This window comes from Pantoea graminicola, from assembly GCF_048452665.1.
Taxonomy (GTDB): Bacteria; Pseudomonadota; Gammaproteobacteria; order Enterobacterales; family Enterobacteriaceae; genus Pantoea.
In genome coordinates this window covers 543,791-563,902 of the sequence record NZ_JBLWSJ010000001.1, presented here as the reverse complement: position 1 = coordinate 563,902, position 20,112 = coordinate 543,791, and the positions used below count along the sequence as shown (strand labels likewise).

Sequence of the window (20,112 nt, the reverse complement as noted above, 5' to 3'; positions counted from 1 at the left end):
ATTCCATTCATTCAGTAAAGAAACACTCTGGCTATCAACCGATTAGCTCGCCTCAGAGCGATGTAATTAACAGTGTAACTCAGCTCGCCTCAGAAAAGCGCCAGATGTTTGCAAAAACAGTGAGTGGACTATAGCAGAGATGGAACGGAGAAAGGCGTGCGCTGTGGCGTAACCGGGAGACCCGCAGGGTTATTAACGCGGAATTAATCAGGGGAGGAGAGAAACGAAACAGGCCAGCACTGAGTGCTGGCCTGTAAAATCTGGCGGAGGAGGAGAGATTCGAACTCTCGGATGGTTTCCCATCGGCGGTTTTCAAGACCGCTGCCTTAAGCCACTCGGCCACCCCTCCGTTTTAAAACTTTACTGCATCGGCAAAATCGTCAGATCCTGCCGCTTTACTCGCTGCTGTTAACACAGGGAAGATAAAGTGGCGGAGGAGGAGAGATTCGAACTCTCGGATGGTTTCCCATCGGCGGTTTTCAAGACCGCTGCCTTAAGCCACTCGGCCACCCCTCCGCAATGACGCGCACTATAAACACCCCGTTTCGCGATGTAAAGCATGATTCTGTCTATTCGCCTGAAAAACAGTCAGATTGTGATTTTTCGCTGTGAAAATCGCCACTCTGCTCAAACAATTAGCAGATTAACGCGTAAAGAAGGGTAAAACGCCTTTTCCCTCTTTAACAGCCTGCGTATTCTCGTCGCATATTTAGTGTTCTGCTTAAAGGAGCGCAACATGGAAAGAATTGTCACCTCATCGCAGTCCTCATTACTGTCAACGCACCGGGTTCTGCGCAATACCTATTTTCTGCTTGGCCTGACGCTGGCCTTTTCGGCCGTGACGGCGACCGCCAGCACCCTGCTCGCCCTGCCTGCGCCGGGTTTAATCCTGATGCTGGTCGGCTTTTATGGATTGATGTTCTTAACGTACCGTATGGCTAACAGCCCGATTGGGATTCTGGCCGCCTTTGCTTTCACCGGCTTCCTGGGATACTGCCTGGGCCCTATCCTCAGCTCGTTCTTAACCGCAGGCATGGGTGATGTGATCGCGCTGGCGCTGGGCGGAACCGCCCTGGTCTTCTTCTGCTGTTCAGCCTATGTGCTGACGACCCGCCGTGATATGTCCTTCCTGGGCGGCATGATGATGGCCGGTTTTGTGGTCCTGCTGGTGGCGGTCGTCGCGAATATCTTCCTGCAGCTGCCCGCGTTACATCTGGCGATCAGCGCGCTGTTTATTCTCTTCTCAGCCGGTGCGATTCTGTGGGAAACCAGCAACATCATTCACGGCGGCGAAACTAACTACATCCGGGCGACGGTCAGCCTCTATGTTTCGCTCTACAACATCTTTGTCAGCCTGCTCAGCCTGCTGGGATTTGCCCGCAGCAACTGATGTGCGCTCGGGTTCCATGTCAAAACCCCGCTCCGGCGGGGTTTTTGCTTTTTCTGACTGCCAGGTTTGATAAACTGCACCATCATTAATAAAGAGGATGTCGCGTGAATTTTAACGGTAACGAAATCGCCGTCGATGCCGAAGGCTACCTGAAGCACCCCGGCGACTGGAGTGAAGCTCTGGCGGTGCAGATCGCCCAACAGGAAGGCCTGGCCATGACGGAGGCGCATTGGGAAGTGGTCCATTTTGTGCGCGCATTTTATCTGGAATATAACACCTCCCCGGCCGTGCGAATGCTGGTAAAGGCGATGGCGCAGAAATATGGCGAGGAGAAAGGCAACAGTCGCTATCTGTTCCGCTTGTTTCCGGAGGGGCCGGCTAAGCAGGCAACCAAAATCGCCGGCCTGCCTAAACCCGCGAAGTGTCTGTAATTACCCGATGCGGAAATCGCGCGGCGGCTCAGCAGGCTGATGCGGCTCCACCAGCACCTGATCAACCCGGGCACTGCGGGGCCCGCCCGCTTTAAGCCAGGCGAGCAGCGCATCAACCTGCTCCGCCTCGCCCCAGGCAAAAACCTCCACGCTGCCATCGTCCAGATTCCGGGCATAGCCCAGCACCCCCAGCGTTCTGGCTTCCGCCTGCGTGCTGTAACGAAACCCGACGCCCTGCACGCGGCCATGCACCCAGGCCTTAAAACCGGTTGCTGACATGATTCTCTCCTGCTGCTGTTCGTTGCAATTTCCCGTTATCCACCGGACAATGGCACCTCATTTTTTCAGGTAAGCATAGCAAACTATGACAGTCAGATTGATTCTCGCAAAGGGACGTGAAAAGTCCCTGCTCCGTCGCCATCCATGGGTCTTTTCCGGTGCCGTTGCGCGTCTGGAAGGCAAAGCGCAACAGGGTGAAACCATCGACGTCTGTGACAGCAACGGTAAGTGGCTGGCACGCGCCGCGTATTCACCCGCGTCGCAGATTCGCGCCCGCGTCTGGAGCTGGCAGGCCGATGAATCCATCGATATCGCCTTCTTTGTCCGCCGTTTTGAGCAGGCGCAGCAGTGGCGTCAATGGCTGGCAGCCCGCGATGGTCTGGACAGCTATCGCCTGATCGCCGGGGAGTCTGACGGTTTACCGGGCGTCACGATCGACCGCTTTGGCAACTTTTTAGTGCTGCAACTGCTCTCGGCAGGCGCAGAATATCAGCGTGCGGCGATCGTCACCGCCCTGCAGCAGTGCTTCCCGACCTGCGCCATCTATGACCGTTCTGATGTCGCCGTGCGCAAGAAAGAGGGTCTGGCGCTGGCACAGGGTACCGTGACCGGTGAACTGCCGCCGCCGCTGCTGCCGATTACCGAACACGGTATGAAGCTGCTGGTCGATATCCAGGGCGGTCATAAAACCGGCTACTATCTGGATCAGCGTGACAGCCGTCTGGCCACGCGTCGCTATGCGCAGGACGCCCGTGTGCTTAACTGCTTCTCTTACACCGGGGGCTTCGCTGTTTCTGCCCTGATGGGCGGCTGTCAGGAAGTGATCAGCGTCGATACTTCGCAGGAGGCGCTGGACGTTGCGCGCCAGAACGTAGAGCTGAACGAGCTGGATCTCTCCCGCGCGCGCTTTGAGCGTGATGACGTATTCAAACTGCTGCGCCGTTACCGTGACAGCGGCGAGAAATTTGACCTGATCATTATGGATCCGCCCAAGTTCGTCGAGAATAAAAGCCAGTTAATGGGTGCCTGTCGCGGCTATAAAGATATCAACATGCTGGCCATTCAGCTGCTGAATCCGGGCGGGATCCTGATGACCTTCTCCTGCTCGGGTTTGATGGCGACCGAACTGTTCCAGAAAATTATTGCCGATGCCGCGCTGGATGCCGGTCGTGACGTGCAGTTCATCGAACAGTTCCGTCAGGCGGCGGATCACCCGGTGATCGCCAGCTATCCGGAAGGTCTCTACCTGAAAGGTTTCGCCTGCCGCGTAATGTGACTTGAAAAATCGGCGCCTGCCCCCATATTGAAAGGAGAGCGTTTTTTTCGGAGGTCACTATGATTGCCAGCAAGTTTGGTATTGGTCAGCAGGTTCGTCATCGTCTGTCCGGCGTACTGGGCGTTATTGTCGATGTCGATCCGGAATATTCACTGGATGAGCCAAAAATCGAAGACGTGGGCGCGGAAGAGAAGATGCGCGCTGCGCCCTGGTATCACGTCGTAATGGAAGATGAAGAAGGCGATCAGGTGCACACCTACGTTGCCGAGATCCAGCTTTCAGGTGAAACCAGCGTGGAACATCCCGAGCAGCCTTCAATGGATGAGCTGGCTGCATCAGTGCGTCAGCAGCTTCAGGCCCCGCATCTGCGGCACTAATCTGTGGCGGCACGCTCTGCCGCCACGATTCACTTTTTAGCGCGTGATCCCCAGACGCGGGATCTCTATTTTCGGACAGCGATCCATAATCACCGTCAGTCCCGCATCCTGAGCCAGTACCGCCGCCTGTTCATTGATCACACCTAATTGCAGCCACAAGGTTTTAGCCCCGGCCGCGATTGCATCCTGCGCCACGCCCCACGCGGCTTCAGAATTGCGAAAGACATCCACCATATCAATCTCGCCCGGCACCTCCGCCAGCGTGGCATAAGCCTGCTGCCCCAGCAGCGTTTTGCCTGCCAGTTTCGGGCTGACCGGGATCACGTCATAGCCCTGATCGAGCAGATATTTCATCACACCAAAGCTGGGACGCTCGGGACGATCGCTTGCCCCGACTAAGGCGATACGTTGGGTGCGCGTCAGCACATCACGAATTGTCTGGTCGTTCATGTTTATCTCCTTTCAGGCCAGTGTTGAGTGTAGATGCGTGCGCCCGCTGCCGGGTAAGCCTCTGGCGAAATTAATTGAGCCCGCGCACGAATAAATATGTTTAAATGTAAATTAACTGCCACAATGTAAAAATTTGCTACACATATCCTTTCTGTCACTGGTTACCGGAGTTGAAATGAAGCTGTCGCTGGCTGTCACGGGGTTACTGGCTCTCCTCGTGTCGGCGTCCTGTTCTGCCATCACATTGAAGCTCGATCCACAGATCGATCTGCTGGTGCTGGATGGTCGAAAGATTTCAGGTTCGCTGCTTAAAGCCGCAGACAGCCTGGAGCTGGAGCGCGGTCAGCATCAGTTTCTGTTCCGGGTAGAGCAGCAGCGCCAGGGCCATAAAGACCGGGTGATCGCCTACCAGTCCCTGCCGATGATCGTCACCTTCACTGCCACCGCCAGAACGCTGACTATCCGGCTGCCTGCGCTGGAGACAAAGCGTGAGCGTGTTCATTTTGATCGCAGCCTGAACTTTCAGCTGGTGGATGAAAACGGGCAGGAGATCAGCAGCGTGCGGGATCATCTGGCTGCCACCACGCTCGCCGATATGGAAAAGGCGATGCTGAACTACAATCGCACCCGTCAGATCGCCTCGGTGCCCCGCTTTGCGCGCACCGCCGCTGATACTCCCTCTTCCGTACAGTTCACCGCCGATCTGGACTGGACAACCCAGGCGGAAATGCCTTCGCTGCAGCGCTGGTTCCAGCGCTTTGATGAAGCTACCCGTCAGCAGCTCCTGGCGCTGGTCAAAATGTTACGTACAAGTTGATAGCGCAGAAACGCCAGAGGTAAACTCATGATTTTCCGCCAGCAGACAGGCGTAATGAGGAAGCTTCGATGGAACAGACTATCCGCACCCTTGGCATAAAAAAACATATCGCACTGGTCGCCCATGACCACTGCAAAGCCGCCCTGCTCGACTGGGTAAAACAGAATCAGCCTGCGCTGGAACCTCATATCCTCTACGCTACCGGCACCACCGGCAATCTGATCAATCGTGATACTGGCCTGAACGTGACCGCGATGCTGAGCGGCCCGATGGGCGGCGACCAGCAGGTGGGCGCGTTGATTTCAGAAGGAAAGATCGATGCGCTGATTTTTTTCTGGGACCCGCTGAATGCGGTGCCTCACGATCCGGACGTGAAAGCATTGCTGCGTCTGGCGACCGTCTGGAATATTCCGGTCGCCACGAACCGCTCCACGGCTGACTTTATTATTCACTCCCCCCTGTTCGCACAACCCGTGGATATTCAGATCCCGGACTATGCGCGCTATCTGGCCGATCGCCTGAAATAAATCAGGCTTTTCGCAGCACCGGCACGCCCAGCTCGCGGAAATGGTCAACAAAAGGGGAAGGTGCAGCTTTATCGAACATCAGAAAAACCTGCTGGCGCGCGCGCGTCAGCGCCACATAGGCCAGACGGCGCTCTTCCGCATCGGGGAACGGCTCTGGCTGCGGTAACAGTCCCTGTTCGATGACTGATTCGCGGACTTCCGCCGGAAACCCCTCTTTTCCCTGCTGCAGTCCCAGCAGAATGACGTAGTCCGCCTGCTGGCCTTTGCTGGCATGAATCGTCATAAACTCCAGATTGAGCTTCGGCCAGCGGGTCCGGGCTTTATCCAGTAAGTCGGGCCGCAGGTAGTGATAGCGGGCCAGTAACAGGATCCGTTCATCCGGCTTCGCATAGCCACTGAGTTTGTTCAGCAGGGCTTCCAGCTGATCCTCTGCCAGCAGCGCAATCGACTTTTTATTGCCTTTGGTGATGCTGTTGAGCGGTTTTGCCAGCTGCTGTGGATTCTGCTGAATAAACCGGTTGGCGATGTCGCCGATGCGATCGTTAAACCGGTAGGTGGTGTCCAGTACGCAACGGTCGCCCTCACCGAAGTAGTGATGAAACGCCGTAGTCAGCGTCATCTCTGCACCGCTGAAGCGGTAGATCGCCTGCCAGTCATCACCCACCGCAAACAGCGCAGTGCGCTTATTCTGCTGGCGCAGGGCGCTGAGCAGTGCGGCACGCTGGGGTGAGATATCCTGAAACTCATCCACCAGAATATGTTTCCACGGACTGATGAATCGGCCTTTTTCCAGAATGGCGATCGCCTGGTGGATCAGACCCGAAAAATCGACCGCCCCTTCCTCTTTCAGCGCGCTCTTCCAGGCTTTCAGCAGGGGTGCCATCAGCTTAATTCGTTTGCTGAAGCCATCCCGGATCGCCTCCGGCACTTCGGCAATCATCCCGGCCTGGGCGCCACCATGCATGCGCATCAGACCGAGCCAGCGCTCCAGCCGTGACGCCAGGCGTTTTGCCAGCCTGTCATCATCCCAGAAAGGCCCCTCCGGGACTTCCCACGCCAGTTCATCGCGTAACCATTGCCGCCAGCCGTTGGCCTGAGATTTTTTCTCCTGGCACTGCTGCCGCCACGTCTGAATCAGCAGCGTGCGCCGCGCCTCGGCATCACTCTCCAGCCGGCTGACGACCGGCTGTTTACTGCTGCCTTCGCGGATAATATGCAACGCCAGCGAGTGAAAGGTGCGTGCCTGGATGTCGCTGGCCGACAGTCGCGACTGAATACGCGCATTCATCTCTTCGGCGGCTTCCCGGCCAAAGGCCAGCAGCAGGATCTGTCCGGCGCTGGCCAGATTACGCTGCATCAGCCAGCCCGCCCGCGCGACCAGCACCGAGGTTTTCCCGCTGCCTGCGCCGGCCAGTACCAGCAGAGAATCCTCGCCATTCACCACCGCCTCACACTGCGAAGGATTGAGCGGCGTACTTTCGACGCTGGCGAAGAAGGCCTGATAGCGGGTCAGCATGGCCGCCGTCCAGTCGCGATTGCGCTGCCGCAGTGCCGCCTCGCCCTGCTCCAGCCAGTGCTGACAGAACGCCAGGTTCTCACGGCAGTCAGCAAAAGCATCTAAACGGGCAAGCGGCAGAGGCAAGGCATCGAACTGATTGAGGATGCGGCTTTTCAGCGCCTGTAACTCGTGGCGGTTCAGCCAGCGATCCTGCTCGCTGAAGGTCCGGATCTCATCGCTCAACGTCTGCAGCACCTCGCAGCACACCGCGCTCATCTCCAGGCTCCAGCGCTGCCAGACCTGCATCAGATAGTGGTGAAAGCGCTGCGTCTCCTGCCATTCCGTTCCGTGCAGGCGAACCACTTTTTCATCTGCCAGTAAAAACTCCAGCTCGCCCCACACCAGCCCGCGTTTGCAGGCGATGTCCAGTAACTGGTTAAAAGGGATCAGATACTCGTGCTTATCGCCACTGACTTCGACGCCCGCCGTCAGAAGACGAACACGATTATAAGGATGCTGGGCAAGCCGTTTGCCCATCGAAGTTGCTTTCAGTTCCACGCCGACACCAACGTCAGAGAATAGGATTAGGGGGAGTTTACCTGTCAGACCCTTGGCGCTCCAGCCTTAAAACAGGCTAAACTTGGCGTCACATCTTGCGGAATGCAAAAGGAAAAAAAGATCATGCGCACCGTTTTAAATATCCTCAATTTTGTTCTGGGCGGCTTTTTCACCACCCTGAGCTGGCTGTTTGCCACCCTGATCAGCATCGTGCTGATTTTTACCCTGCCGCTGACGCGATCCTGCTGGGAAATCACTAAAATCTCGCTGCTGCCGTTTGGCAATGAGGCGGTGCATGTCGATGTGCTGCGGCCCGAAAGTAAGAGCGCCATCATGAATACTGGCGGCACCTTCCTGAATATCTTCTGGCTGATTTTCTTCGGCTGGTGGCTCTGCCTCTCCCATATCTCCGTAGGCATTGTGCAGTGTCTCAGCATCATCGGCATTCCGGTCGGGATTGCCAACTTTAAGATCGCCGCGATCGCTCTGTGGCCGGTGGGTCGTCGTGTCGTGTCGGTGGAAGAGGCGCGTGCGGCGCGCGAAGCCAATGCCCGTCGCTATTAATATGATGTCACAGAGTCTGCCAGGCTGGCGGAAATACCTGTTTAACAGTACCTGGCGGTATCTGCTGCGGATCCTGTTTGCGCTGAGCGGCTGCGCGGCTATTCCCTGGTGGCTGCAGCAGATCGAATGGACGATTCCGCTGACGCTGGGTGTGGTGGCCGCTGCGCTGGCCGATCTCGACGATCGGCTGACCGGCCGCCTGAAGAATCTGCTGATTACGCTGCTCTGCTTCTGCATCGCCTCGGTGTCTGTCGAGTTACTTTTCCCCTACCCGCTGGCGTTTATGGCCGGACTGGCGATCTCCACCTGGGGCTTTATTCTGCTGGGTGCGCTGGGCCAGCGCTACGCCACGATTGCCTTTGGTGCGCTGCTGATTGCGGTCTACACCATGCTCGGGATCGGCCTGTTCAGCCAGTGGTATATGCAGCCAGTGCTGCTGCTGGTGGGCGCGCTGTGGTACAACCTGCTGACGTTACTGGGGCACCTGATGTTTCCGGTCCGGCCGGTGCAGGAGCAGCTGGCGGGCAGTTTTTCACAGCTGGCCCGTTATCTGGATGCCAAGGCCAACTTGTTCGACCCGGATGCGGGCGATCATGATGATGCGGCGTTTATTGATGCGGCAATGGTCAACAGTCAGCTGGTGGCCCAGCTTAATCTGACCAAAACCACACTGCAGAGTCGTCTTCGCGGCGATCGCGGTTCGCGCGGCACCCGACGCAGTCTGCACTACTACTTTGTCGCGCAGGATATTCACGAGCGGGCCAGCTCTTCTCATCTGCAGTACCATCTGCTGCGCGGCGACTGGCGCTACAACGAAATTCTGTTTCGCTTTCAGCGCCTGCTCAATATGCAGGCTCAGGCCTGTCGTCAGCTGTCGCACTGCATTCTGATGCGCGAACGATGGGTTCACGACAGCCGGTTTGAGCGCGCCTTTGAGCGTCTGCAGAAAGCAATTGAACGTCTGGCACGACATGAACCTGAAGCGGCGCATACGGGTGCGCTGTTCTGGCTGTTACGCAATCTGCGCGCCATCGACGCCCAGCTGGCGTCCATTGAATCAGAGCAGACGCTGGCCGGTGACGATCCTCAGCACAGCGATAATCTGCTGTCCCGGGAGGGATTGAGCGGCTGGAGTGATATCCGGCTACGCTTCAGCCGTCACCTCTCGCCCTCATCCCCCCTGTTCCGGCATGCGGTACGCATGTCGATAGTGCTCTGCATCGGCTACGGTTTTATTCAGATTACCGGGCTGGAGCGGGGGTACTGGATTTTGCTGACCAGCCTGTTCGTCTGCCAGCCTAACTACAACGCCACGCAGCGACGGCTGGCCCTGCGTATTGGCGGGACGCTGGCCGGGATTGCCATTGGCCTGCCGGTTTTATGGCTGGTGCCCTCTACAGAAGGTCAGTTGATCCTGATTGTTATTGCCGGCGTGCTGTTTTTCGCTTTCCGCCAGGTTCAGTATGCTCAGGCTACCCTCTTTATTACTCTGCTGGTCCTGCTCTGCTTTAACCTGCTGGGCGAAGGATTTGAGGTTGCCCTGCCCCGGGTCGTGGACACATTACTTGGCTGTGGCCTGGCCTGGCTGGCCGTCGCGTTTATCTGGCCGGACTGGCGTTTTCGTCAGCTACCGGCGGTGGCCGAACGGACGCTGAAGGCCAACTGCCGCTATCTGGATGCGATCATGGAGCAATATCATCAGGGCAAAGATAATCGGCTGGCCTATCGCATTGCCCGTCGTGACGCCCACAATGCGGATGCCGAACTGGCGTCGGTCGTATCCAATATGAGCAGTGAGAGTCGCACCAGTCAGAAGCTGCGCGAATCAGCCTTCCAGCTGCTCTGCTCTAACCACTCATTCCTGAGTTACATCTCGGCGCTGGGCGCACACCGCGATAAGATTACCGCGCCGGAGCTGCTGGCCTTGCTGGACGATACCGTCTGCTATGTCGAGGATGTGCTTCAGACGGATGTGGTCAGCGATGAACAGGCTGAAACGATGCGTCATCAGTTGGCTCATCGAATCAGCCAGCTGGCCGCAGATGCGGATACGCGTGCGCCGCTGGTGCTCCAGCAGCTCGGTTTGCTGGTGGCGCTAATGCCCGAGATCGCGCGCCTGCGCCGCACGCTGATTACCGATCAGCCCTCGCCGCCTCTGGGATCGGCACTGGATAACAGTGTGCGCTGAAACCAGGCATTAAGTTCAGCCCGGGTGGCCTGTGGCAGCGCGGCGGCATGGTGACCGGTGATCGCGCCCTGCAGCGCCAGCAGGGTCTGAAAACCAACGTGCTGGTTGATTGCTTTTAGCTTCAGCCAGCAGCGTTTGGCCCCCATCTGATAGAGATGGTTAACACTCAGGACTCCCGCTTCGTAGAGCATCATCTCCATACGCACGCTGAGATTAGGCAAATCTTTTAATCGCGGCGAGGCGTGTCGATCTTCCAGCTCCAGCTGTGCCGTCTCCAACGAGGCGGCCGAGAGCGCCAGCAGATGTTCTGCGTCGCGCCACAACGTTTCATCAACCCGAAAATAGTTGAGGCTCACGAGCTTGCCCCGCTTGCGGAAGATCAGCGGCTGAAGCGGACGCTCGGTAATATATTGTCGCAGGGGTTCACTGGCGCGCAGATAAAGCTCGTCTTTATTGATCAGGGCAAAAACCACACTTTCCACCGCCAGGGCATATCCCCCAAACTGGGTGCGGGACTCTATCGGGCCTAACGGGGCCAGGCACGCTCTGGAGCGCTCCACCACCGGATTTACCTTTTTCACAACACCACCTCCTTGTAAGAACTATCTTGTAAATTGCCTTGGGTATCAGTCAATTAGAAGATAAAAAAAAGCGCCAGTGGGTTCAACGAATAAATAGGTCTTCTACTAATCTTGTCGCGTTTTTGCGAGGCGTTTTCAGAAATTTGGGTTGATCTTTATTCAGGATGACAGTACTGTATATTCATACAGTCCACTGCTGGTGATTAACTTATGCGAACACAACATCCTGATAATGCACGCTATGCTCATCATTATGCGTCCTCATCTCTGCCGGCTTCGCAGCCAGGGGGAATTACTGAGCTACGTTACAGCGAGCAGCCCGGAATGATGCAGATGTTACTGTTGCCTCTGTTACAGCAACTGAGTCAGCAATCGCGCTGGCAGCTATGGTTAACACCGGCACACAAGCTGAATCGCAGCTGGCTGCAGGCGTCGGGGTTGCCTCTGGATAAAAGCATGCATATTGCTGATTCTGAACGTCTGAATGCTGTGGAAGCGATGGTCAAGGCACTGCGTACCGGAAATTACAGTGTCGTTCTGGCCTGGATTCCTTACGAGCTTGATGAAGATGAGCGGCGTCAACTCGAAAATGCAGCGGCTGAAGGTGAGGCGATGGGGTTGATTTTGCGTGCAAGTGGAACGCCTGAAGCGCCACTCAGACCGCAAACTGCCATAAAAATTCAGTCGGATTTGTTTCATTAAGTAAAAATCAGAAGTTTCCCAAGCTATTTTTCTTATCTGTCGTCGCTAAACCACTGATTCTGTTAGTTCGAGTATTGACAATGGTTTAGCATGTTTTCAGGGCTTTTTGCCGCGACAATACTGCCAGGCTAATTGTTAGAAATTGTGTATAAACCGCTGTTTTTTTACAGTCGCGTCTCACATCATACTTGTAAGTTTCCAATCTCGTTGTAGACTTTATCTCGCCAGGGTGCTCAATAACCTCCGTTTTTTGCGGTAGAGTCATAAGCGAGCGTTTTGACCCGGCGAAGGATTTAAACCAAGAGCAACCTTTTTGCTCATTGCCTATTTGGATGATAACGAGGCGCAAAATGAAAAAGACAGCTATCGCAATTGCAGTGGCACTGGCTGGCTTCGCTACCGTAGCGCAGGCCGCCCCTAAAGATGACACCTGGTACACTGGTGCTAAACTGGGCTGGTCTCAGTATCACGACACTGGCTACTACGGTCACGGTTACGAAAACAACAACGGTCCAACTCATGAAAGCCAGCTGGGCGCAGGTGCGTTCGTTGGTTATCAGGCAAACCCATACCTGGGCTTCGAGATGGGCTATGACTGGCTGGGCCGCATGCCTAACAAAGGTACTGTGACCAACGGCGCGTTCAAAGCACAGGGCATCCAGCTGGCTGCTAAACTGAGCTACCCAATTTATGACGATCTGGACGTTTATACCCGTCTGGGCGGCATGGTATGGCGTGCAGATTCAACGCAGACTAACCCAACTACTGGCCGCATCAGCGACCACGACACCGGCGTTTCTCCGCTGGCAGCAGTGGGTGTTGAATATGCACTGACCAAAAACTGGGCTACCCGTCTGGACTACCAGTGGGTTAACAACATCGGTGATGCGCAGACTGTTGGTGCACGTCCAGACAACGGCATGCTGAGCGTAGGCGTTTCATACCGCTTCGGTCAGGATGACGTCGCTGCTCCGGCTCCGGCTCCAGCTCCAGCGCCAGCTCCAGTTGTTGAAACCAAGCGTTTCACTCTGAAGTCTGACGTTCTGTTCACCTTCAACAAATCTACCCTGAAGCCAGAAGGCCAGCAGGCTCTGGATCAGCTGTACAGCCAGCTGAGCTCAATGGATCCTAAAGATGGTTCCGTTGTCGTACTGGGCTTCACTGACCGCATCGGTTCAGAGCAGTACAACCAGAAACTGTCTGAGAAACGTGCTCAGTCAGTCGTAGATTACCTGGTTTCTAAAGGTATCCCTTCTAACAAGATCTCTGCACGTGGTATGGGTAAATCTAACCCAGTTACCGGCAACACCTGTGACAGCGTGAAAGGCCGTAACGCCCTGATCGACTGCCTGTCTCCGGACCGTCGCGTAGAAATCGATGTTAAAGGCATCAAAGACGTTGTAACTCAGCCACAGGCTTAAGTTAAAACGTAATAAAAAACCCCGCTACGGCGGGGTTTTTTTATGGCTGTTATCTATGTTATTCAGCGCTCAGGCTGATGCCCTGCCCGGTCAGTCGTTTTCTGTTTCCGACTTGCCCAGAATGGCCTGCAAATCCTGCTTCAGACTCGACATCTGCGTCGCATATTTCTCTTTACGTTCGGCATCTTCAATGAGCTGAACGATAGTGTCTGAAAGGGTGCAGCCGCGCCGTTGTGCCAGACCCGCCAGTCGCTGCCAGACCAGATACTCCAGGTCGATCGACTTTTTACGGGTATGCTGGTGTTCAGCATTAAAATGACGTTTGCGCCGCGCACGAATGGTCTGCTTGAGTCGGTTATCAAGATCGGCATGAATATGCTCCGCAATCCAGTCGTTTACCGTCACCGGATTGTTCTCCATCGCCAGCAGTTTATCGACCGCTGCCTGCGCCGCGCTTAATTCAAGGTGACGCGTGATCAGTTCACCTTCCCGATGTTTCTTCACCAGGTATTTCCACTTCCATCCACTTTCAAGATTTTCGAGTTGCTGGTATTTCATCGGAATCTCATCGTGATCACGTAACGAGCTAAGAATAACAGCTTTTTTCCCGGATGCAGCAACGAAAAACATGCTGTCGTCATCACATCTTCGACGGGAAGTCTGCAGTGCTTAACAAAGGTGAATCCTGTATAATCTCGCTTTTCTTCAAACTGACAAATGCGATTATTTTGACCAGCACTCAACTTACGTGGCAGACCTTACAGCCGGATAGCGCGCAATACCAATCCATTTTCTCCCGAATTGCAGATGAAGAAACTGATGCTCTGGCAACGGTGCAGCCCAGGTTGCTGAATGCGCTGGCGCATCTGCATCACCAGACGCAGGGATTTCCCTTACTGCTGGTGCGTAGCCAGGAGAATCGCGATTATCTGGCACTGATTGCTCAGGCTGCACAGCGGGTCATGTCCGATAGCACTACGCTATGGGGCGGCGATTACCATATCATGGCTGACAACGTCACGCTTCAGCCCCCTTCCGATCCTCAGCGTCCTTTCACCAGCCAGGGTGGTATTCACTTTGCCGAGTGGGTTGAGATGGAGCAGCTGTTTGGCTGCGTACGCCAGTATAAAGACCGGATCCAGCTGGAGCCCGGGCTGATTCATCAGGCGAACGGCGGCACACTGCTGCTGTCACTGCACAGTCTGGTCGCGCAGCCGATTCTCTGGTTACGCCTGAAAAGGTGTATTGAGCAGGGCTATGTGGAGTGGACCTCTCAGGATGAACGCCGGCCGCTGCCTGTATCGATTCCGCCTTTGCCACTCAAACTGAATCTGGTCCTGTGCGGCGAGCGTGAGACGCTGGCCGCGTTTCAGGAACTCGACCCTGAAGCGCACGAGATGGCCATCTATACTGAATTTGAAGAGAACATTCAGATTCTTGATGAGGATGACATGCTGGCCTGGTGTCGCTGGAATAGCGATCTGGCGCAGCAGGCGGGTCTGCCCCAGCCCGAAGAGGACTTCTGGCCAGAGCTGATAAAAGAAGGTGTCCGCTACAGCGGCGACCAGGAAACGCTGCCACTCTGTCCCCGCTGGCTGCAGCGGCAGATGCGTGAGTCAGCGCTGATGGGTGATGCTCTGAATGGGGAAGCGCTGCGTGATGCGCTGGAAGCGCGCCTGTGGCGCGAGAACTACCTCAACGAGCGGATGCGTGACGAAATCCTGCTGCGCCAGATCCTGATTGAAACTGAAGGCGAAGTGGTCGGCCAGATTAATGGTCTGTCGGTTGTCGAATATCCTGGCCATCCCCGTGCCTGGGGCGATCCTTCGCGGATTACCTGCGTGGTGCATCCCGGCGATGGTGAGTTCATGGATATTGAGCGAAAAGCGGAGCTGGGCGGCAACATCCACGCCAAAGGCATGATGATTATGCAGGCATACCTGATCGCCGAGCTGGAACTCGATCAGCAACTCCCCTTCTCCGCCTCGATGGTTTTCGAGCAGTCCTACTCCGAGGTGGATGGTGACAGCGCCTCGCTGGCCGAACTCTGTGCCCTGATCAGCGCGCTGGCTAACCAGCCGATCAATCAGCAGATTGCCGTGACGGGTTCCGTCGATCAGTTTGGTAATGTCCAGCCGGTCGGCGGACTGAACGAGAAGATCGAAGGCTTCTTCGATATCTGCCACCAGCGGGAGCTGACGGGTCAGCAGGGTGTGATTATTCCCGCCTGCAATGTGCGCCATCTCAGCCTGAACCAGGCGGTGGTGAGTGCAGTGGAACAGGGCCGTTTCCATATCTGGGCGATCGATCGCGCCGATGAGGCGCTGCCGCTGCTGACCGGTAAAATCTGGAGCACCGAAGATGGCCTGGGCGATTGCCTGCTGAATACCATCCAGGAGCGCATCAGCCAGTTCAATCAGCCGGATGTTCCACCACGTCCCTGGGCGCTGCGCTGGCTTAACTGGTTCAACCACCGTTAATCCGATTTGCTCAGCGTACAACTGTTCGCTAATATTCGTGATTCACTAAAACAAGGCTTATTGAAAACATGGTAGATAAACGCGAATCCTATACCAAAGAAGATCTGATCCTGTCAGGTCGTGGTGAACTGTTTGGCGAAAATGGTCCGCCGCTTCCATCTGGCAACATGCTGATGATGGACCGCGTGGTCAAAATGACCGAAGACGGCGGCAAATATGACAAAGGCTTTGTTGAAGCGGAGCTGGATATCAATCCTGATCTCTGGTTCTTCGGCTGCCACTTTATCGGCGACCCGGTCATGCCAGGCTGCCTGGGCCTGGATGCGATGTGGCAGCTGGTCGGTTTCTATCTCGGCTGGCTGGGCGGCGAAGGCAAAGGCCGTGCGCTGGGCGTCGGCGAAGTGAAATTCACCGGTCAGGTTCTGCCGGACGCGAAGAAAGTGACCTATCGCATTCATTTCAAACGCGTGATTAACCGTAAACTGGTGATGGGCGTGGCAGATGGTGAAGTGCTGGTTGACGGCAACCTGATCTACACCGCCAGCGATCTTAAAGTCGGTCTGTTTAAAGATACGGCCGCTTTCTAAACGTTTCCCCGGAAACAAAAACCTCCGCGCATGGCGGAGGTTATTTCCCTTTTCAGTGACAGCCGGTTATGCAGCGACCGACCTGTCCTCCATGGCCTGTCGCCAACCTCCCAACCAGTGAGACTTAGCGTCAATCAACTGATACGGACACATCTCTTTTGAGCGTCCAGTAATGCCTGCCTGATAACCACGTGAATGGGCGCGTTCGAGGCGGTCTCGTTTCTGTCTCTTCATACTCCGTGTCCCTCATGTAAGGTCTGTGGAATCTGGTGGAAAGAAAAGTGGTGAATTAATGTTCAACCACCTTTAATGTTCTACCCCCTGCGCCCGCAAAGATCAATGCCCAATCTTCATACACATGTCATAAATGTGACCTTAATCGGTAAAATTAATGCCGAATTGTGATGCGTAATACAACACTATCCTTCTGATTCAGCTAATAAAAAAGCCCCTGGGCCTGGTCGGTAAATCGCGACCTTTGCTCAGGAGCTTAGCTTATTTATTCACATTAATCTTAATTTAACGCAACCACACTGTTGGCGATTTTCTGTGCCGTCTGCTGCCAGCCGACGGACAGCGTTCTGACCATCGCGTCATAGCCATCTTCGGTCTGCGGCAGTACCACGTTAAAGGCCTGTTTGGTCAGTTTGCCCTGATGTTCCAGCGTCCATTCGCCGCTGACGATCGCTTTGCCATCGTAGCGACCCTGGAAACCGGTCACGGTCACGTTCAGCGTGTCGTGCTGCGCGCCTAACGGTGACCCGGCCACCAGCCGACCCGGCAGCGCCTTACTGAGGTTGGTGATCAGCGTCTGCTGCAGCTGCTGGTCGAGCGGGCTGGCCCAGAGATTGTTGGCGGCGATGACATATTTGACATCGCTGGTCTGATAAACCAGACCGTTGCCCGCCAGATAGTCCGGCACCGTCACCTGCTGCACCCACAGCATCGGCTGTGCTTCGGTCAGCTGACTGCTGCTGACCTGCATGGAGGCTGCCCCGGAGGGCAGCTGATACCAGGTGTCTTTAACGCTGCTGCTGCACGCGCTCAACACCAGCGCGGCAGAAAGTATCAATCCTTTCTTCACTGTTTCGCCCTCTTCGGCTGGGGATCCTGTCCCGGTTTCGCCTCGAATACCAGCGCGTTGCTCTTGGTGTTAAGCGTTCTCAACACCGGCTGCAGCTCACGCAGTACCTGATCCAGTCGCTGCATATCGCCGACCAGCTTAGTGTAGGCCGGTGAACCGGGTTGCAGACCTTTCATACTGCGATTCAGTTCACGCAGCGTCTGCTGCAGATCCTCAGGCAGCGTTTTCATCGCCGGACTGCCGGTCACTTTATTGATGTTGTCGATGGTGCGCTGCAGATCACGCATCGTCTTCTGGCTCTCTTTCAGCGTGCCGGTGGCTTCATTGACCATGCCATTCAGCGGCAGGCTGTTGATCTTATCCAGCGCCGCCATCAGTTTCTGCTGAATCTGGCTCAGACCACCGCTGACCGTTGGGATCACCTCATAGCCCGAGACTTTCTGCGGTCCTTTGTAGGCTGGCGCATTGTCATAGAAGTCGAGGTCAACATAGAGCGCGCCCGAGAGCAGGTTGCCGGTTTTCAGCGTGGCACGCAGGCCGCGTTTCTTACCATCCTGCAGATGCTGTTCCAGATCGAAATTCTCACCCAGTCGGTTGATAAAACGATCCGGCTCGATACGGATCAGCACCGGCACGCGATAGTCGTTGTTGAGCGCCTGATCCAGCCCCGCTTTTCTCAGCGGCGCCTCTGCGACCGTCCCCAGACGAATGCCACGGAACTCAACCGGCGCGCCCGCCTGCAGGCCACGGATGGAGTCAGAGAAGAACATCACGTAGTCGACATGGTTGGTATAGAGCGAATCCTGGATGCTGCGCTGATCGTCAAACAGATGGTAGTCCGACTTATTCTTCGCCGGCTCACCCAGCTCCCAGCCGTCTGGCACATCAAAACTGACACCACCACTGAACAGCGTGGTCAGCGACCCCATTTCCACCCGCATGCCCGAAGCGGACATATCTACGGCAATGCCGCTGTCCTTCCAGAAGCGCACGTTAGTGGTGATCAGACGATCGTAAGGCGCTGCCACAAACAGCTGATAGGTCATCATGCGTTTCTCAGTGTCGAAAACGCTGGTTTCGACCGTGCCGACGCGATAGCCGCGGAACAGCACCGGATCGCCCGGATTAAGCTGACCAGCTTTCTTACTGTCCAGCACGATACGGATCCCTTTGGCATCCGGTGGCGCTAACGGCGGCGCATCCAGCAGCTTGAACTGCTCCGGAGCCTGATCTTTGGTGCCCGGCTGTAATTCGATATAGGCACCTGACAACAGGGTGCCAAGACCACTGATGCCTTCACGCCCGACCTGCGGTTTGACCACCCAGAAAACACTGTCGCTGTGCAGCAGCTTTTCCATGCCCGCATTCAGGCGCGCTTTAATTTCCACATGGTGAAGATCGTCGCTTAACACCGCGCTCTCCACCACACCGACATCGACGCTACGGCTTTTGATCGTGGTTTTACCCGCCACGATGCCCTCAGCGTTTTCGGTGATTAAGGTGACTTCCGGGCCCTGATGGCTGAAGTGATAGAAGAGGATCCATCCGCCAATCAATAGGGTAACGATGGGGACAATCCAGACCGGCGACCAGCGCTTGATCTGCTCCACCTTTGCATGGCCGTGATTAGTTTCCGTCAAGGCGCGACTCCTTCCTGTTATTTTCGCGTACACGATCCCAGGTTAATCGCGGGTCAAAGGTCATGGCCGCAATCATGGTAATAATCACCACCATCGCAAACAGTACCGCTCCCCACGCGGGATAAACATTCATTAACTGCCCCATGCGCACCAGCGCAGAGAGCACAGCAATCACAAACACGTCGATCATTGACCAGCGGCCAACAAACTCCACCACCTCATAGATTTTGTGCATCCTGTGGCTGTCGCGCTGGCCGCGTCCGCTGGCATCCCAGCAGAGCCAGCCAATCGCCACCATTTTCAGTGAAGGCACCATAATGCTGGCGATAAAGATAACCAGCGCCACCGGATAGGAACCCTCCCCCCACAGCAGAATGACGCCCGCCATGATATTGGAAGGATAGGCGGTGCCGAGTGTTTCCGTCACCATGATCGGCATCAGGTTGGCCGGAATGTAGATCAGCACTGAAGTCATCAGCAGCGCCAGCGTCCACTGCAGGCTGTGCTTCCGGCGCGCCTGGGCGGTGACACCGCAGCGCGGGCAGGTATGATCCGCTGCGGGCAGGATAGCCATACAACAGGGACAGGATCGCAGCCCCTGCTCTAATCCGCTGATGCCCGCTTCAGGCAGATGGGGCAAAGCGGGCTGGGGTAAAATCCTGTCCCACAATTCGCGGCGGTCAACGCACTGGAAAGCGCGCAGCTGTAGCAGACAGAATAACACCCAGGGCCAGAAACTGGTCTCAAGGCCGATCTCGCCATAGGCCATCAGCTTAACGAAACTGACCAGTACGCCAGCCATAAAGATTTCTGCCATGCCCCAGTTTCGGAGCCAGAACAGAATGCGGGCCAGGCCGACTCTGAGTGAGACAGGCAAAGGGATCGAATTGACCAGCAGCAGAATGGTGATCATGCAGAAGGCCGGGACCGCCTGTACAAACAGCAGGAACAACGTCGCCAGGCTGCTGTAATCCTCAGATACCATCACTTTCGGGATCTGAGCCAGCGTAATCTGGCTGGTCAGCCCGGCCACTTTCATGGAGACGAAAGGAAACAGATTGGCCAGCAGCAGCATAAAGAGGGCTGCCAGCGCATACCCCGTTGGCCGTTTACGCGGTTCGTGCCAGTTGGCCGTCAGCGTGGTGTGGCAGCGCGGGCATGAGGCTCGGCTGCCGACGGGAATATCCGGCAGCTTAATCATTAAATCGCATTGTGGACAGAGCATCCACGCGTTACTTTTCACTGCTGAACACATCCGATCA

Annotated in this window: 21 protein-coding genes and 2 tRNA genes; 12 read left to right on the top strand and 11 right to left on the bottom strand. The window is 55.8% G+C overall.

Features of this window, described 5'->3' with window-relative positions:
• Positions 1 to 261: 261 nt before the first annotated feature.
• A tRNA-Ser gene (locus tag ACNY69_RS02760) sits at positions 262 to 349 on the bottom strand.
• Positions 350 to 428: 79 nt separating this feature from the next.
• Positions 429 to 516 (bottom strand) — tRNA-Ser (locus ACNY69_RS02755).
• A gap of 220 nt (positions 517 to 736) precedes the next feature.
• Between ACNY69_RS02755 and yccA the strand changes: the two genes are divergently transcribed.
• Together yccA and ACNY69_RS02745 are read left to right on the top strand one after the other, a co-directional pair.
• A complete protein-coding gene (gene yccA, locus ACNY69_RS02750) occupies positions 737 to 1,390 on the top strand; it encodes an FtsH protease modulator YccA (protein WP_418797274.1) in 654 nt (217 codons plus the stop codon).
• A gap of 104 nt (positions 1,391 to 1,494) precedes the next feature.
• Complete coding sequence (locus tag ACNY69_RS02745) at positions 1,495 to 1,821, top strand: TusE/DsrC/DsvC family sulfur relay protein (RefSeq protein ID WP_418797273.1); 327 nt, start codon at positions 1,495 to 1,497, stop codon at positions 1,819 to 1,821.
• On the opposite strand, the gene yccX is transcribed toward ACNY69_RS02745, so the two are convergent.
• Entirely contained in the window at positions 1,822 to 2,100 is a 279-nt protein-coding gene (gene yccX, locus ACNY69_RS02740) for an acylphosphatase (RefSeq protein WP_111141659.1), read from the bottom strand.
• An 85-nt stretch (positions 2,101 to 2,185) separates the two neighbouring features.
• Between yccX and rlmI the strand changes: the two genes are divergently transcribed.
• Complete coding sequence (rlmI, locus tag ACNY69_RS02735) at positions 2,186 to 3,376, top strand: 23S rRNA (cytosine(1962)-C(5))-methyltransferase RlmI (protein ID WP_111141661.1); 1,191 nt, start codon at positions 2,186 to 2,188, stop codon at positions 3,374 to 3,376.
• A gap of 59 nt (positions 3,377 to 3,435) precedes the next feature.
• On the top strand, positions 3,436 to 3,753 hold the full coding sequence (hspQ, locus tag ACNY69_RS02730; protein WP_111141663.1) for a heat shock protein HspQ: 318 nt from the start codon (positions 3,436 to 3,438) through the stop codon (positions 3,751 to 3,753).
• Positions 3,754 to 3,789: 36 nt separating this feature from the next.
• Here hspQ and ACNY69_RS02725 read toward each other — a convergent pair whose 3' ends face one another.
• Positions 3,790 to 4,203: a CoA-binding protein gene (locus tag ACNY69_RS02725; protein ID WP_111141665.1), complete on the bottom strand. Its 414-nt coding sequence runs from the start codon at positions 4,201 to 4,203 to the stop codon at positions 3,790 to 3,792.
• Between the two features lie 175 nt (positions 4,204 to 4,378).
• Here ACNY69_RS02725 and ACNY69_RS02720 point away from each other — a divergent pair, with 175 nt between their 5' ends.
• Together ACNY69_RS02720 and mgsA are read left to right on the top strand one after the other, a co-directional pair.
• Entirely contained in the window at positions 4,379 to 5,020 is a 642-nt protein-coding gene (locus ACNY69_RS02720) for a YccT family protein (protein ID WP_418797272.1), read from the top strand.
• Positions 5,021 to 5,088: 68 nt separating this feature from the next.
• Positions 5,089 to 5,547, top strand: a complete 459-nt coding sequence (mgsA, locus tag ACNY69_RS02715) for a methylglyoxal synthase (protein WP_111141669.1) — start codon at positions 5,089 to 5,091, stop codon at positions 5,545 to 5,547.
• Between the two features lies 1 nt (position 5,548).
• On the opposite strand, the gene helD is transcribed toward mgsA, so the two are convergent.
• A complete protein-coding gene (helD, locus tag ACNY69_RS02710; protein WP_418797271.1) occupies positions 5,549 to 7,603 on the bottom strand; it encodes a DNA helicase IV in 2,055 nt (684 codons plus the stop codon).
• Between the two features lie 123 nt (positions 7,604 to 7,726).
• On the opposite strand from helD, the gene ACNY69_RS02705 reads away from it, so the two are divergent.
• Positions 7,727 to 8,167: a YccF domain-containing protein gene (locus ACNY69_RS02705; protein ID WP_128084443.1), complete on the top strand. Its 441-nt coding sequence runs from the start codon at positions 7,727 to 7,729 to the stop codon at positions 8,165 to 8,167.
• Positions 8,151 to 10,355: a YccS family putative transporter gene (gene yccS / locus ACNY69_RS02700; protein WP_418797270.1), complete on the top strand. Its 2,205-nt coding sequence runs from the start codon at positions 8,151 to 8,153 to the stop codon at positions 10,353 to 10,355. The genes ACNY69_RS02705 and yccS overlap by 17 nt, the downstream gene beginning before the upstream one ends.
• Here yccS and ACNY69_RS02695 read toward each other — a convergent pair.
• On the bottom strand, positions 10,307 to 10,936 hold the full coding sequence (locus ACNY69_RS02695; RefSeq protein WP_111141676.1) for a TfoX/Sxy family DNA transformation protein: 630 nt from the start codon (positions 10,934 to 10,936) through the stop codon (positions 10,307 to 10,309). The genes yccS and ACNY69_RS02695 overlap by 49 nt on opposite strands.
• Positions 10,937 to 11,146: 210 nt before the next feature.
• On the opposite strand from ACNY69_RS02695, the gene sulA reads away from it, so the two are divergent.
• On the top strand, positions 11,147 to 11,638 hold the full coding sequence (sulA, locus tag ACNY69_RS02690) for an SOS-induced cell division inhibitor SulA (RefSeq protein WP_418797268.1): 492 nt from the start codon (positions 11,147 to 11,149) through the stop codon (positions 11,636 to 11,638).
• A 350-nt stretch (positions 11,639 to 11,988) separates the two neighbouring features.
• Positions 11,989 to 13,059 (top strand): porin OmpA, encoded by a 1,071-nt coding sequence (ompA, locus tag ACNY69_RS02685; RefSeq protein WP_111141680.1) that lies wholly within the window; start codon positions 11,989 to 11,991, stop codon positions 13,057 to 13,059.
• A 90-nt stretch (positions 13,060 to 13,149) separates the two neighbouring features.
• Here ompA and matP read toward each other — a convergent pair whose 3' ends face one another.
• Complete coding sequence (matP, locus tag ACNY69_RS02680; RefSeq protein WP_418797267.1) at positions 13,150 to 13,617, bottom strand: macrodomain Ter protein MatP; 468 nt, start codon at positions 13,615 to 13,617, stop codon at positions 13,150 to 13,152.
• 53 nt (positions 13,618 to 13,670) lie between these two features.
• On the opposite strand from matP, the gene ACNY69_RS02675 reads away from it, so the two are divergent.
• Together ACNY69_RS02675 and fabA are read left to right on the top strand one after the other, a co-directional pair.
• Positions 13,671 to 15,539 carry an AAA family ATPase gene (locus tag ACNY69_RS02675; protein ID WP_418797265.1) on the top strand — a complete coding sequence of 623 codons (1,869 nt, stop codon included), beginning with the start codon at positions 13,671 to 13,673 and terminating at the stop codon, positions 15,537 to 15,539.
• A gap of 68 nt (positions 15,540 to 15,607) precedes the next feature.
• Positions 15,608 to 16,126, top strand: coding sequence for a bifunctional 3-hydroxydecanoyl-ACP dehydratase/trans-2-decenoyl-ACP isomerase (fabA, locus tag ACNY69_RS02670; protein WP_009091047.1), 519 nt, complete (start codon positions 15,608 to 15,610; stop codon positions 16,124 to 16,126).
• 66 nt (positions 16,127 to 16,192) lie between these two features.
• On the opposite strand, the gene rmf is transcribed toward fabA, so the two are convergent.
• From rmf to pqiA, 4 genes are all read right to left on the bottom strand, one after another.
• Positions 16,193 to 16,360, bottom strand: coding sequence for a ribosome modulation factor (rmf, locus tag ACNY69_RS02665; RefSeq protein WP_008925875.1), 168 nt, complete (start codon positions 16,358 to 16,360; stop codon positions 16,193 to 16,195).
• A gap of 280 nt (positions 16,361 to 16,640) precedes the next feature.
• Positions 16,641 to 17,210, bottom strand: a complete 570-nt coding sequence (pqiC, locus tag ACNY69_RS02660; protein WP_111142045.1) for a membrane integrity-associated transporter subunit PqiC — start codon at positions 17,208 to 17,210, stop codon at positions 16,641 to 16,643.
• The gene (pqiB, locus tag ACNY69_RS02655; RefSeq protein WP_111142044.1) at positions 17,207 to 18,850 is read right to left on the bottom strand and encodes an intermembrane transport protein PqiB; all 1,644 of its coding nucleotides are present in this window, start codon (positions 18,848 to 18,850) and stop codon (positions 17,207 to 17,209) included. Before pqiB ends, pqiC begins: the two co-directional genes overlap by 4 nt.
• Positions 18,837 to 20,105: a membrane integrity-associated transporter subunit PqiA gene (gene pqiA, locus ACNY69_RS02650; RefSeq protein WP_111142043.1), complete on the bottom strand. Its 1,269-nt coding sequence runs from the start codon at positions 20,103 to 20,105 to the stop codon at positions 18,837 to 18,839. The genes pqiB and pqiA overlap by 14 nt, the downstream gene beginning before the upstream one ends.
• Positions 20,106 to 20,112 lie beyond the last annotated feature (7 nt).